This is a genomic window from Geoglobus sp., from assembly GCF_054018175.1.
The window spans coordinates 17,563-30,239 of record NZ_JBPLZQ010000009.1 but is presented as its reverse complement, the minus strand read 5'-3'; the positions used below and the strand labels follow the sequence as shown (position 1 = coordinate 30,239).

Annotated in this window: 15 protein-coding genes; 11 read left to right on the top strand and 4 right to left on the bottom strand. The window is 54.6% G+C overall.

Annotated elements, in window-relative coordinates; all coding sequences use genetic code 11:
- Nucleotides 1-67 precede the first annotated feature (67 nt).
- Genes ACXJJC_RS00805 through ACXJJC_RS00790 form a run of 4 tightly spaced genes read left to right on the top strand, consistent with a single transcriptional unit; the run spans nt 68 to nt 3,637 of the window.
- The gene (locus ACXJJC_RS00805) at nt 68-691 is read left to right on the top strand and encodes a 6-hydroxymethylpterin diphosphokinase MptE-like protein (protein WP_456368633.1); all 624 of its coding nucleotides are present in this window, start codon (nt 68-70) and stop codon (nt 689-691) included.
- Entirely contained in the window at nt 688-1,704 is a 1,017-nt protein-coding gene (locus ACXJJC_RS00800) for a glycosyltransferase (protein ID WP_456368631.1), read from the top strand. The genes ACXJJC_RS00805 and ACXJJC_RS00800 overlap by 4 nt, the downstream gene beginning before the upstream one ends.
- 32 nt (nt 1,705-1,736) lie before the next feature.
- Entirely contained in the window at nt 1,737-2,690 is a 954-nt protein-coding gene (locus ACXJJC_RS00795) for a glycosyltransferase family 2 protein (protein ID WP_456368629.1), read from the top strand.
- Entirely contained in the window at nt 2,663-3,637 is a 975-nt protein-coding gene (locus ACXJJC_RS00790) for a flippase-like domain-containing protein (RefSeq protein ID WP_456368627.1), read from the top strand. The genes ACXJJC_RS00795 and ACXJJC_RS00790 overlap by 28 nt, the downstream gene beginning before the upstream one ends.
- Here ACXJJC_RS00790 and ACXJJC_RS00785 read toward each other — a convergent pair.
- From ACXJJC_RS00785 to ACXJJC_RS00775, 3 genes are read right to left on the bottom strand one after another with little or no spacing between them, the layout of a single operon-like run.
- Nucleotides 3,615-4,028 carry a hypothetical protein gene (locus ACXJJC_RS00785; RefSeq protein ID WP_456368625.1) on the bottom strand — a complete coding sequence of 138 codons (414 nt, stop codon included), beginning with the start codon at nt 4,026-4,028 and terminating at the stop codon, nt 3,615-3,617. The two genes, ACXJJC_RS00790 and ACXJJC_RS00785, sit on opposite strands and share 23 nt — an antisense overlap.
- Nucleotides 4,029-4,061: 33 nt before the next feature.
- On the bottom strand, nt 4,062-4,295 hold the full coding sequence (locus tag ACXJJC_RS00780) for a NifU family protein (protein WP_456368623.1): 234 nt from the start codon (nt 4,293-4,295) through the stop codon (nt 4,062-4,064).
- A gap of 34 nt (nt 4,296-4,329) precedes the next feature.
- Complete coding sequence (locus ACXJJC_RS00775) at nt 4,330-4,776, bottom strand: bifunctional nuclease family protein (protein WP_456368621.1); 447 nt, start codon at nt 4,774-4,776, stop codon at nt 4,330-4,332.
- A 74-nt stretch (nt 4,777-4,850) separates the two neighbouring features.
- On the opposite strand from ACXJJC_RS00775, the gene ACXJJC_RS00770 reads away from it, so the two are divergent.
- Entirely contained in the window at nt 4,851-5,345 is a 495-nt protein-coding gene (locus ACXJJC_RS00770) for a DUF2284 domain-containing protein (RefSeq protein WP_456368619.1), read from the top strand.
- A 5-nt stretch (nt 5,346-5,350) separates the two neighbouring features.
- On the opposite strand, the gene ACXJJC_RS00765 is transcribed toward ACXJJC_RS00770, so the two are convergent.
- Nucleotides 5,351-6,823, bottom strand: coding sequence for a 2-isopropylmalate synthase (locus ACXJJC_RS00765; RefSeq protein WP_456368617.1), 1,473 nt, complete (start codon nt 6,821-6,823; stop codon nt 5,351-5,353).
- 206 nt (nt 6,824-7,029) lie between these two features.
- On the opposite strand from ACXJJC_RS00765, the gene ACXJJC_RS00760 reads away from it, so the two are divergent.
- The 6 genes from ACXJJC_RS00760 to ACXJJC_RS00735 all read left to right on the top strand — a co-directional run bounded on the left by ACXJJC_RS00760 (nt 7,030) and on the right by ACXJJC_RS00735 (nt 12,669).
- The gene (locus tag ACXJJC_RS00760) at nt 7,030-8,604 is read left to right on the top strand and encodes a type II/IV secretion system ATPase subunit (RefSeq protein WP_456368615.1); all 1,575 of its coding nucleotides are present in this window, start codon (nt 7,030-7,032) and stop codon (nt 8,602-8,604) included.
- Nucleotides 8,594-8,926: a hypothetical protein gene (locus ACXJJC_RS00755; RefSeq protein ID WP_456368613.1), complete on the top strand. Its 333-nt coding sequence runs from the start codon at nt 8,594-8,596 to the stop codon at nt 8,924-8,926. Before ACXJJC_RS00760 ends, ACXJJC_RS00755 begins: the two co-directional genes overlap by 11 nt.
- Before the next feature lie 168 nt (nt 8,927-9,094).
- Nucleotides 9,095-10,573 (top strand): type II secretion system F family protein, encoded by a 1,479-nt coding sequence (locus ACXJJC_RS00750; protein ID WP_456368611.1) that lies wholly within the window; start codon nt 9,095-9,097, stop codon nt 10,571-10,573.
- Nucleotides 10,570-11,298: a DUF432 domain-containing protein gene (locus ACXJJC_RS00745; RefSeq protein WP_456368609.1), complete on the top strand. Its 729-nt coding sequence runs from the start codon at nt 10,570-10,572 to the stop codon at nt 11,296-11,298. The genes ACXJJC_RS00750 and ACXJJC_RS00745 overlap by 4 nt, the downstream gene beginning before the upstream one ends.
- On the top strand, nt 11,295-12,119 hold the full coding sequence (locus ACXJJC_RS00740) for a mechanosensitive ion channel family protein (protein ID WP_456368607.1): 825 nt from the start codon (nt 11,295-11,297) through the stop codon (nt 12,117-12,119). Before ACXJJC_RS00745 ends, ACXJJC_RS00740 begins: the two co-directional genes overlap by 4 nt.
- Before the next feature lie 31 nt (nt 12,120-12,150).
- Nucleotides 12,151-12,669 (top strand): metallophosphoesterase, encoded by a 519-nt coding sequence (locus tag ACXJJC_RS00735; protein WP_456368605.1) that lies wholly within the window; start codon nt 12,151-12,153, stop codon nt 12,667-12,669.
- The last annotated feature ends 8 nt before the right edge of the window (nt 12,670-12,677 follow it).

The following is a 12,677-nucleotide window of genomic DNA, read 5'->3' as shown; positions in this document are numbered from 1 at the left end:
TCCAGGGAGCTCGTTTTCGGGGAGGCTAAGGGGTACGTAAGGGAATGGGACATAGAGGGCAGGAGGATTGCAATCGGCATCGAGAGAGATGAGGCTTGAGGAGTGGTTCCAGCTCTACCGTCAGATCCTTTCGGACTTCAAATTCGACGAGGAGGAAGATGCGAGGGCAGCAAGGCTGATGCACGAACTCGCAGGCAGCAAGCTGGTGGACCAGGAAGAGCTCGAAAGGAGGATCAGGGGAAAAGAGGTAGTGGTCGTTGGTGGAGCGGTGGACAGCGAGGTGGACGGAGAGGTTCTGATAACCGCTGGAAAGGCCATCCAGAAGTGGGTGGAGATGTCGTCCAGGGTCCCGGACGTGCACGTTACCGACATGGAGGAGCCGGAGGACCTGCTCGCAGACCTCGAGAGGAAGGGGACGCTACTCGTTCTTCACGCACACGGAGACAACGTGGACAGAATAATGGCCGTTGTTCCGAGGGTCAGGAAGTTTTTGGCCACGACCCAGCACAGGCCCTTCGACAGGGTTTACAACTTCGGCGGGTTCACGGATGGAGACAGAGCCGCGGTAATGGCCAAGAGGCTCGGCGCGAGGAAGGTGATCCTGCACGGCTTCAGGTTTGAGGCTGAAGGTATCAAGGGAAAGAAGCTCAAGTGGGCGAGGGTAATCCTCGAAAGAGAGGGTCTGCTTTGAGGATCGTTCAGATAACTCCCTACTACCCTCCCCACATGGGTGGAGTCGAGATACACGTCAGAAACCTCGTAAAGGCGCTGTCCAAAAGCCACGAGGTTCTCGTAATCTCATCCACCGGTGGTGACGTGGTCATTCCGAGCATAGACATTCCGTACTCCCCCATACCCCTGAGGTTCGAGGACGTTCACGCAGACGTTTTTCACGCACACGTTCCGAGCCCCTTCTTCGCCCACCTGTACAGGGAGAAGAGTCCCCTCGTAGTAACGTACCACAACGACGTCGTCATTCCCGAGAGAGTGTCCGGTGTGCGAATTCCGGGGAGAGCTGCGAGGATAGCTGAGGATCTGAATGAGAGGGTCGTGAGGGTGGTTCTCGAGAGGGCTGACGCGATAATCGCCACAACTCTTGACTACGCCATCACGTCTCCTGTCCTGAGGGACTACATGGATAAGGTGCACGTGGTTCCGAACGGAATATGGGTGAACGACTTCCAGTACACCGCACAGAAGGACGACTACCTGCTGTACGCCGGCAGACTCGTGGAGTACAAGGGTCTCGGCAGGCTCATCTCAGCTCTGAAGGGAAGTGACCAGAGGCTTGTCGTTGCAGGAGACGGAGAGGACAGGGAGAGCTTCGAAAGGCTCGCGAGGAGACTGAGGGTTAACGCGGAGTTTCTCGGAAGGGTCAGCTACGGGACATTGAAGAAGCTGATGGCGGGGGCCAAGGCGCTCGTGCTGCCATCAAAAACGAGGCTCGAGGCGTTTGGCATAGTCCTGCTCGAGGCGATGGCCTCAGGCACGCCGGTCATCGCATGCAACACACCTGGCGTGAGTGCGGTGGCACTTCACGGCGGTCTCGTGTTCGACACGGAGGGAGAGCTAAGGGAAGTAATTGAGATGCTCGACGACAGGCTCGTTAGAAAGCTCGGTAAGAGGGGCAGGAGGTACGCTGAACTGCACGACTGGAGCCTCGTGGCAAGGAGAGTGGAGGAGATTTACAGGCGGGTTCAATAAACGTTAAATTCATTCCCGGCGCTTCACGGTGTGTGAAGAAGAGAGTCGCGATAATCGTGCCGGTATCGGTCTTCGAGCCGGCCGAAACCCTGCTAAGCTCGGTGAGACACCTGAAGTCCCTCGACCTCGATGGTTTCAAGCACACACTTCTGTACATCTTCGACGGAGAGCCCGGAGATGCGAGGGTCGGGCTCCTGCGGGCAGAGGGTGCAGAGGTGCTGGCCAGGAACAGCAGAAGGGGGAAGAGGGCGGGAGCAATAAACGACGGGGTGAGGTTTCTCAGGAAGTTCAGGCCGGACTTCGTTGCAGTATTCGACGTGGATTCGAGGCCCGAAAGGGACTTCGTCCGGAGGTGCGTGGAAAAACTGGGCAGTGGAGTCTACATCTCCTCCACAATAAGGAGGATCCTCAACCCGGTCTCGCTGATCTCGATGGCAGTTGAGCTTGAGTACAGGCTAATCGGGTTCCTTCTCAGGGTCTCCGGATTCAGACAGTTCAACGGCCTGATTGGCGTCCTGAACTTCAGGTACCTCGAAAGGTACGGGCTGAACGAGGACGCCCTCACGGAGGACGCGGACTTTGCGACGAGGATGCACGCAATTGGCCTAAAGGCCGAGCTGTCCGACGGGCACGTGAGCGAGCAGGCACCCGTAACCCTTTCCGACTTTTACTCCCAGCGGAAGAGGTGGTACTACGGCGGCCTCGAGCTCTGGAGGTACCTCGATGATGTCCTCCTGTCGGGAGACGTGAGCTTCGTAACCTCCTGGATTTCCGCGCTTACACTGACCTACTTCCCGCTGCTTTACCTTCCCTTCGTTCTGCTTTCCCTTCCAGCTCTCCTCGCCCTCTACGGTGCGGGAGGTCTGAGGGTTTACGCAGGAATGCTCGCGTACACCCTGACGCTGCAGATGGCGTCATTTTCCGCAATGTTTAATTTCTTCAGGGGAGATGGTGTGGAGTGGAGGGCAATGAAAAGAGTGGAGTGAAGCGGCTTGCCGTTGCGGGAGCAATCACCGTCCTTTCGATTGTCGCCGTGATGAAGCTCGGAAACGTCAGTCTCGGGGAGTTCAGGTATGCCCGGATTGACCTTCTCGCAATCGCGTTTTTCCTTCACTTCCTCTTCTGGTTTTTCTGGACTGTGAGGCTCGAGGTGATTTCCGCGGCCCTCGGCTACGCTCCACCTTTCAGAGAGGTTTTTCTCGGAGTTCTGGCAAGCAACTTCGTGGCCGCCATCACACCCTCATCAGCAGGGGGTGAACCCGTAAGGGCGAAGGTCCTGGTTGACTGCGGAATGGGCGTCGGTGAGGCGACAGCGTCCATTATGGTGGAGCGCTTTCTCGACGCAATATTCTTCTCGTTTTTTCTGCTGGTAATGCTCTCCCTGTCAGGGTTCGCAGTAGGTCTCGGACTGAAGATCGGCGTGGTGTTCACGCTGCTTATCGCCCTGCTCCTGGTCTTCCTCTACGAGCTGTTCAGGTATCCAGAAAGGGTCGAGAGGTTCCTCAAGTTCATCGAAAACCGGGTCAGAAGGGAGTTCTTCGTTAAGGTCGAGAGGGAGATATGGCTGTTCAGAGACTCCATAAGAACGTTTCTGAAGGACAGGAGCAGGGCAGTAACGCTCCTGATCCTCACCGCCCTCATATGGCTTTCAGAGTTCCTTGTCCCGTCCGTCGTGCTACTGGCCTTCAACTGCGATCCGCACTACCTGCTTTCGCTCACCTCACAGGTGATCCTCGTAATCGCGTCACTCGCCCCGCTGACGCCCGGTGCGAGCGGAATCGCCGAGTTCGGATTCTTCTACCTCTACTCCCAGTTCGTCGAGTGCTCGGTGGGAGCAATCGTGGGTGTGTGGAGGAGTATCACCTACGTATCCAACATACTCGCCGGAGTCGCGGCCAACCTGTACTACTTCAGAAAATTAGTTCTGAAATGATCCTCTCGACGTCCAGACCCAGGCTCTCCAGCTTCTTCTTTGCCCTGCTGTAAGCGGCGTAGCTGTAGCTGCCGTTCCTGCGCTTCTCCATAACAGCTTCGAATTCGGCCTGCGAGAGGACCTCGGACAGGAACTCGGTGAGCTCGCTCCTCTTGAACACCCTGACGTCCCTCCTTTCAACGAGCTCGCTTCCCCTGAAAACCAGAGCTTCGGTGTTCCAGCAGCTCTCACACTCGGAAACCAGTATCCTCAGATCGTCGTGACTGTGCCACGTTCTCTGAGTCATTTCCCCGCCGCATCTGCAAAAGCCACCAAAACCACTCGCATTCTCTCCGGGAATCGCCCTGTCACCGTACACGAGAATCTTGAGGGGCTCGAGATACATTGCCATCTCCTCTTACTGCAGGACGGCGAAATAAAAATTTTACACGGGAACGACCTTCTTCACCTCGGGTATCCTCGCTCTTAGCTGCTGCTCGACAAACATCGTGAGCGTGATCTGTGACATGGGACAGCCAAAACACGCGCCGAGGAGCTTTACCTTCACCTCTCCCGTCTCTTCGTTTACATCAACCACTGCGATGTTGCCTCCGTCCCTTATGAGGGCCGGTCTGATCTCCTTTTCGATGACTTCCTCGACTTTTTCCCGCAGTGCCATAGCTCAACCTCATAAAGGGTGTTAATAAACTTTCTCACTCCACCGCAATCTCGTCAAACGGGACGTACTCCTCGGGCACTTCCTCGATGAACCCAGCGTCGTCGAAAACCCTGTCCTCGACGAAGACCGGAGCTTCGAACCTTAATGCGAGGGCTATGCTGTCACTCGGCCTCGCGTCAATCTCGTGAGTTATGTCGCTGTGAATCACGAAAATCCTCGCGTAGAACGTGTTCTCAATCAGGTCGTCGATGACGACCTTCTCGATGCTCGCGTTCAGCCTCTTCAGCATCTCCACGGCGAGGTCGTGGGTCATGGGCCTTGGGGGGATCAAGCCCTTCAGCGCGGAGTGTATTGCCATCGCCTCCGCGAGTCCTATGAATATCTGGAGCATTCTGCCAGTTTCGTCCCTGAGCAGAACCACTGGCGTTCCTCCGAAAACGCTTGGGGCGACGTAGACACCGGCGACCTCGACTCTGTTCATTCATGAAGAGGTATGTCATGAAAATATTAAATAGTTTCCCGTCATCTTTTTAATTCTCCCCCCGAACGGCGTTTATGGATGCCCTGAAGGAACTCATACTGTCCAGAATGCGCGAAAAGGGGATCAGGGTCGTGGACATAAGGGAGGTGGACGCGAGAAAACTCAGGCCTGACCCGAGGACGAGGTGGAAGTGCAGGTTTGGATGCAGCTATTTTGGAAAGAGATACTCGTGCCCGCCCAACGTCCCCGAGAACTTTTCCGAGTTTTTAGGCATGTACTCGAGGGCGGTTGCGATAGTCTACCAGTTCGAGGACTACATGACCGACAAGCTGAAGCTGCAGGAGGTGCTTCCGGAAATCGAGTCCCGCCTCATCTTCGACTACCCTATGGCGTTCGCCCTGTTCCCCGGGGGGTGCGACCTCTGTGATGTATGCGAGTACGAGAAGAGTGGGCGGTGCGTTAAGCCCGAGAGGGTCAGGCCGTCCGTCTCCTCCGTGGGAATCCTCGTATCAAGGCTCGGAATTAAAATTGGAGATGGGAAGTCGGTGGCTATGATCCTTCTCGAGTGATTTTTTCACTCTATGAGCATGTTCAGCCCCTCTATGAAGGCCTCAACGCTTGCCATGATTATGTCCGTCCTCGCACCGCGCGCCGTGACGATCCTGTCGCCCTTCTTGAGCTGAACTATCACGTCGACGAGCGCGTCCGTTCCGCCGGTTATGGCATCCACGTGGTAGCTAACGAGCTCTATGTCCGCGTAATCCCTCACGGCCTTCTTTATGGCGTTTATTGCAGCATCCACAGGACCGAGACCGACTCCCGCCTCAATAACCTCGTTTCCGTTTATCTTCAGCTTCACGCTTGCGGTGGGCATGACGTGAACTCCACTCACTATTGACAGGTCGAGGAGCTGCACCTTCTTCTCCCTCTTTATCTGCAGCACTGTCTCGACAATCGTCCTTATGTCTGCGTCGGTCACCCTCTTGCCCTTGTCACCGATCTCCTTTATCCTCGCGAGGATCTCCCTCATCTGTTCTGGATTGGCCCTGTAACCCATTTCCTTCATTATCACCTCGACGCTCGCCCTCCCGGCGTGCTTTCCAAGGATTATCGACCTCTTCCTCCCTATGACTTCGGGTGAGATTGGCTCGTACGTCTGAGTGTTCCTCAGCAGAGCTGAGGTGTGGATGCCGCTCTCGTGGGTGAAAGCATTCTCTCCGACTATCGGCTTGTTCGGAGGAACCTTGACTCTCGTGAGCTTCTCGACGAGCTGGGAAGTCGGGTAGATCATCTCCTTGTTTATCCTCGTCTCAATCTTGTAAAGGAACTCGAGGGCCATCACGACCTCCTCGAGAGCGGCGTTGCCCGCCCTCTCCCCGAGACCGTTCATGGCCACGTGTATCTCGTCCGCACCACCCTTTACCGCGAAGACAGTATTGGATGTGGCGAGGCCGAAGTCGTCGTGTCCGTGAAACGCAACCGGAACGCTGAACCTCTCTTTCAGTCTGCTCATGGTCTCAAAGGCTTTTTCCGGCGAGAACACTCCGACTGTGTCGGTGAAGGTCAGCCTGTCGGCCCCCGCATCTACTGCGCGCTCGTAGAGCCTGACTATGAAATCGAAATCTGCCCTCGACGCGTCCTCACCACCAAACTCGACCGTCAGCCCCCTCTCCTTGGCATACTCAATTGCCCTAACCGACATCTCGATTATGTCCTCCCTGCTCTTTCCCGGGAACTTGCTCGAGATGTGTATGTCCGATGAGGGAGCCACCATGAACACCGAGTCCGCTCCTGCATCGGCAGCAGCGTCGATGTCCTCGTTCTTTATTCTTGCAAAGCTGCAGATCTCCGCCTTCAACCCAGCTTCGCTGATCCTCTTTATGGCCTGAAACTCACCCTCAGATGCTATCGCCGTTCCGGCCTCTATTATGTCCACTCCAAGCCTGTCGAGAGCTTCTGCAATCATCAGCTTCTGCTCGACGCTCAGCGAAACTCCGGGAGTCTGCTCACCGTCCCTGAGGGTGGTGTCGAGTATGATGAGTGTCATTGGTTAGCATGGACATGAGGATGATATAAAAACTTTGGCATGAGACAGAAGCGCCCCTCCCAGATTTCTATGGTTTGTGACTCACGCAGTGCCCCCCTGCTCACTCCCCCTCACCAGAGCGTGTACGCGAGATTGGTTAATGACAATAATGAGCACCATGTAAGTTGAAAACGCTTAAATAGTTTTCCATATATAGAAGTCAGCGTATGCAGACAAAGTACTATCATCTCCTGAGCAGGTACTTTGTGGAAGAGCTGTCACCGGAGCAGGTGATCGAGGATTTTGACTCTCCCGAGGAGGGAGAAATTATAGAGTCGTACTGGATTTACAAGCCCGTTGTTGGCGTTAGCATTATCAGGGACAGAGATACCGCCGGAATAAAGTACCTTCTCCTCGAACCCACTCTAACCGTGGACGAGTTTCAGATTCTCGAGAACATATACTTCGAGCTCGGCAACATACTCATACTCAAGGACATCACCATGGACCTCTCGCAGAAGGAGAGGATTCTTCTGGACGCATTCGAGCAGATTCTTACGGAGTTCAGCGTGGACATCGACCCCGTCCTGAGGTTGAAGTTCCTGTACTACCTCTTCAGGGACTTCATCGGGTTCGGCCCGATAGACGGGGCCATGAACGATCCTTACATTGAGGACATAAGCTGTGACGGTTACGATATTCCCGTTTACGTTTACCACAAAAAGTACGGAAACATACCAACCAACATAACGTTTTCCGAGATGGAGCTCGACAGGTACGTGCAGGCCCTCGTGCAGATCGCTGGGAAGCACATAAGCTACGGGAACCCGATCATGGACGCGTCGCTGCCTGACGGTAGCAGGCTTCAGGCTACATACGGTACTGAAATCACTCCGAGGGGATCGAGCTTCACAATCAGAAAGTTCACGGAGGAACCTTTGACACCGATCGACCTGATTAGGTTCGGCACGTACACTCCAGAGCAGATGGCTTACTTCTGGCTCGCCGTGGAAAACAAGCTGAATGTGATGGTTGTAGGTGAGACGGCAGCGGGAAAGACGACGACGCTCAATGCCATCCTGATGTTCCTCCCCCCGGACGTCAAGGTCATATCCATAGAGGATACGAGGGAGATAGCGCTGAAGCACGAGAACTGGATAGCGGGAGTTACGAGGGAGGTTACGAGTGGAGACGAGAAGTCGATAACGATGTACGACCTGCTTAAAGCTGCTCTCAGACAGAGGCCCGAGTACATCGTCGTCGGAGAGATAAGAGGTATTGAGGCCCAGACGCTGTTTCAGGCGATGTCAACCGGGCATGCGGCCTACTCCACGCTGCACGCAGGTGACATCCATCAGGTTATCTACAGGCTCGAGAGCGAACCCCTGAACATCCCCAGGAGCATGATGCAGTTTCTCGATATCGTCACGATACAGACCCAGTGGATGAAAGGGGGGGTCAGGAAGAGGAGGGCGAGGGGCGTCTACGAGTTCATAGGCATAGACCCCAACGACAAGAACCTTCTAATCAACGAAGTCTACCGGTGGATACCTCACGAGGACGCGTACTACCTCGTTAACCCGTCGAAAAAGCTCGAGAAGATTTCCCTCCTCAGAGGAGAGGACCCCGACGAAACGCTGAAGGAGCTGGAGAGGCGCGCCAACTTCCTCAGGTACCTCGACAAAAAGGACATCAGGGACTTCGTCAAGGTGACCCACATGATACAGTCCTACTACAGAAACAGGGAGGAGACGTTCGAGTTCATAGTCAGAGAAGGGATGAGGTATGAGCTTGGCGTTTGAGAGAGTGATCGAAAGAGCGCTGGGAAAACTTGAGCCGAGGTTCGAGCTGTGGGTCCCGCAGTTCATCGTCAGGTACTACAGGGAGAGATACACGAGAAAGAGGAGCAGATACAGCGGACTTGAGAAATCCCTGATCTCAGCGAGAATTCCGGTATCCGTGCCGAGGTACCTCGCAATAGCGTTCTTCTACTCCCTGATCCTGCTTCCCCTCTACGTCCTCGTTTCACTGTTCGTCTCGCAGATCGTAGGTTACTACTACATGCTGTACGTTTCCGGTGAGCTACCCCCAGAGTTATACGGCCTCGGCAGCATCCCCATCTAGGTCTCGTTCCAGAAGCCCGACGTCTTCGTCATCGAGGTCTTCTCCACAATAGCACTGACGGCAGCAATGCTCCTCGCCGTGAGGTGGGCCATACTCAACTAACCGAGACTGGTCGCATCCCAGAGGAGGTCGAAGATTGAGGCGACATTACCACACGTGGTGAACATAATGCTCGGGATGTCAAAAGGTGGCACTCCACTCCTGGAGATCATAAAAACCGTGGCCGAGGAGCGAGCGGTTACGGGGGAGGTTGGAAGGGAGTTCTCAGTGATCGTGAGAGAGATCATGGTTTTTCACAGGGACATAATCTCCGCAATGAGGTACGTTGCGAACACAACACCATCCCCCAAGCTGGCTGAGTTCTTAGAGGACATGATCAGCGTTGTCGAGGGAGGTGGAAAGCTCAGCGAGTTTCTCGAGTTCAAGTCATCCCACTACATCGAGGAGAGGGAGAGGTACCACGAGATCTTCATAAACTCCCTCGAGATCCTTGCGGAGGTTTACGTCTCGCTCTTCGTTGTCGCACCCCTCTTCACCCTCATAGTCTTCGTCGTCATGGGGATGATGGGTGAGAGCATTGACACGATCTCCAAGGTGATAGTCTACGGCTACATACCCCTCGGCGGAGTCATGTTCATATGGCTGCTCATGTCCATGATGCGAACAGAATCGGCGGGATGGGTTGCAGAGCGCAGGACTCCCGTGTTCGTAAGGGCAAGGGTGATCAGCAACGGGAGGTCCGGGGCATACAGGGTCAGGAACGATGTTCTGTCACTCCTGCGATCGAAGGTTGTGAGCCTGAAACACAGAATGAATCTGTCCGGACTGCTGAGGAACCCGGAGTACACCCTCCTCATAACGCTGCCAGCCTGTATCGTTCTGGTCGCACTGATGTGGGGCAGTTACAGACTCGAAACCGTGCTCGGGCTGGTGATGGCGGTCGTTCTGACGCCCTACATAGTTCTCTACGAGTACAGAACATACACCCTCAAAAAGCTGGAAAACGAGCTCCCCGAGTTTTTGAAGCAGCTCGGCAGCCTGAACGAGAGCGGACTTACTCTCGTTGCCGCACTGAAGGTCCTCTCCACTACAGACTTGGGAGCACTCACGAAGGAGGTCATGAACATCAGAAAGGACATAGAGTGGGGCAGGCTGATAACCGAGGCTCTCGAAAGGTTTGAGGACAGGATTGGTAGCAACGTTGTGTCGAAGGTCGTTTCCATCCTCGTGAAGGCACTTGAGGCCACGGACAACGTCAAATCGGCCATATTCACCGCCGCCTCGGATGCCGAGATGTACTTGGAGTTCAGGAAGAGGATCGCCAACGAGATGTTCGTCTACACGGTCATAGTCTACATAACCTTCGCTGTGTTCCTGTTCACGGTCGTCGTGCTCAATCAGAACTTCATAAACGTTTTCGGTAACATAGAGGTGCCGCAGTCGTTCACGGGCCAGACATTTACCTTCCCCGACGCGGAAATGCTCACCACGATGTTCTATCACGCCACCCTGCTCAACGGTCTCTTCAGCGGACTCGTTGCCGGTGTGATGGGTTCGGGTAGTCTGAAGTCGGGTTTGAAGCACTCTCTCGTAATGGTCCTCTCGTCCATACTCGTGTTCCACCAGTTTGTCGGTGTGAGTCTGTGAGGGAGAGCATGGGCCTGTACGGCATATACGACCTTGACGAGCTGGAAATCTCGGAGAAAGGGGTCAGGATAACTCTGGAAAGACACCCGGAGCACTACGTGTACACAAGAGAGTTTCGCGGAAGTGTGGTCGAGAGGCTGATAGTTTCGAAAAGGGGAAAGGCTGTGGTGAACCCGGTTGAGCCGGTGAACCTTCCGAAGCAGGTGTGCAACCACCTTGAGATCTCCTTCAGAAGGCCAGTTGTGGTTGAGCCTAAATACAGAAAGACCTTCTTTCTGAAGTTTCCCGTGGAGATTGGCGTTTTCATCACGGGTAAGGGGGACATCGAGCTGATAGATGTCTTCAGCTTTGCAAAGCAAAAGTACACTCTGTACGGGGACCCGAGGAACGGGATCATATGCAGGTACTGGGAGAGCGATCCACACCTTTCGATGCCCGAGGCAGATCCCCTCGAGGAGGGCATAATGAGGCTCGAGATCAGAAACACGGAAAACGAGTGGATAAACGTGGGCAGGGCTGTCTTCAACGTCTATCTGATGAGCATATACTACAGCGACGACCTCGTTTTTTCCAACGCCGAAATGGAGATCCTCTCGAAGAGAGTTGCGGAAACGAGGTTCATACTCTATCCGCTCAGAGACGGGATGAGAAAGTCGGTCGAGATTTTCACTCCCAGGAAAGTTCCCGGACTCACAAAAAAGTTCTTCATGGAGTGGGGACTATGATAGACGTGCTCGACCTCACGCTGTATGGAGAAGTGACCCTCTACGACTTCACAGTAGCGTTTTTCGTGATGTTCTTCGCCGTCCTGATCGCGAGGTTCGCCACCTCCAACCTCAGGAGGGCCCTGTCGGAGAAGCTCAAGAAGGATCAGCTCGAAATCCTGCTTAAGGTCGTGAACCTCGCCATACTCCTCGTCGCGTTTCTCTCTATATCCCCAATGCTGGGAATCAACCTGTCCGGACTGCTCGTTGCAGGAGGCATAACGGGTATCGTCATTGGTTTTGCCAGCCAGAGCGTCGTGGCGAACCTCATCTCCGGACTCTTCCTGCTCTGGGAGAAGCCGATAAAGCTGGGAGACCAGATAAACGTTGACGGAATAGCGGGCTTCGTGGAGGACATAAACATAATCTCAACCGTGGTCAGGACGTACGACGGGCTGTACGTGAGAATTCCAAACGAGAAGCTGTTCACGTCGAAGATAACCAACTACGTGGCAAATGTTGCGAGGAGGTTCGAGTACACGATAGGCATAAGGTACTCTGACGATGCCGACAGGGCGGTGGAGATCGTTAAGAGAGTCGTCGAGGACGAGCCGTTCGTTCTGAAGAACCCTGCTCCGGTCGTGTTCGTCGACAGTCTCGGAGACAGCGCGGTGAATCTCGTGGTCAAGGTGTGGGCACCGGTTAGCGTGTGGTATGACGTGAAGATGGCGCTTCTCAACAGGATCAAGGTGGAGCTCGAAAGAAACGGAATAGAGATACCGTTCCCACAGCGTGTTGTGTGGTTTGCCAGCGATCTCAGGCTCAGAAAGAGCGGGGAATAGTTTTTATTCCCCCTGACACTCTCTACAATTTATGAAGATCGTTGCCGTGTCAGACACCCACGTCGAGAAGTTTGCAGAGCTGCCAGAAAAACTCATCACGCTGATGGATTCTGCTGACATGGTTGTTCACGCGGGAGACTACGTGACCCCAGAGGTTCTGGACGAGTTCGAAAGCAGGTACGAGTTCGTTGGAGTTTACGGGAACAGCGACGCTGCGGAGGTGAGGGAGAAACTCAGCGAAACGGAGGTCTTCGAGGTAGATGGTGTGAGAATTGGGGTGACTCATAGGGGAAACTTCTTAAACGAGTTCCACGACCTCGGATACAGGGCGAGGGAGCTGGGAGTTGATCTGCTCGTCTTCGGACACATCCACAGGTTCGTGGTCGAGAAATTCGGTGACGTGGTTGTCGCCTGTCCGGGAAGCCCAACCAGGCCGCGACTGTCGGCGTCAAGCTGCGCAGTGATCAGGATCGAGGACGGGAGAGTTGAGATCGACTTTGAGCTTGTGAATGAGTTCGCGTGCGGGATAGACGTGAGGCTGAAAACCTGAGGTGACGC

What these genes read in the sequence shown, in the direction of transcription:
- ACXJJC_RS00775 (WP_456368621.1), bottom strand. Translation starts at nt 4,776, where the DNA reads ATGAACAGAGTCGAGGTCGCCGGTGTCTACGTCGCCCCAAGCGTTTTC.
- ACXJJC_RS00740 (WP_456368607.1), top strand. Translation starts at nt 11,295, where the DNA reads ATGATAGACGTGCTCGACCTCACGCTGTATGGAGAAGTGACCCTCTAC.
- ACXJJC_RS00760 (WP_456368615.1), top strand. Translation starts at nt 7,030, where the DNA reads ATGCAGACAAAGTACTATCATCTCCTGAGCAGGTACTTTGTGGAAGAG.
- ACXJJC_RS00765 (WP_456368617.1), bottom strand. Translation starts at nt 6,823, where the DNA reads ATGACACTCATCATACTCGACACCACCCTCAGGGACGGTGAGCAGACT.
- ACXJJC_RS00750 (WP_456368611.1), top strand. Translation starts at nt 9,095, where the DNA reads ATGCTCGGGATGTCAAAAGGTGGCACTCCACTCCTGGAGATCATAAAA.
- ACXJJC_RS00785 (WP_456368625.1), bottom strand. Translation starts at nt 4,028, where the DNA reads ATGGCAATGTATCTCGAGCCCCTCAAGATTCTCGTGTACGGTGACAGG.
- ACXJJC_RS00780 (WP_456368623.1), bottom strand. Translation starts at nt 4,295, where the DNA reads ATGGCACTGCGGGAAAAAGTCGAGGAAGTCATCGAAAAGGAGATCAGA.
- ACXJJC_RS00735 (WP_456368605.1), top strand. Translation starts at nt 12,151, where the DNA reads ATGAAGATCGTTGCCGTGTCAGACACCCACGTCGAGAAGTTTGCAGAG.
- ACXJJC_RS00770 (WP_456368619.1), top strand. Translation starts at nt 4,851, where the DNA reads ATGGATGCCCTGAAGGAACTCATACTGTCCAGAATGCGCGAAAAGGGG.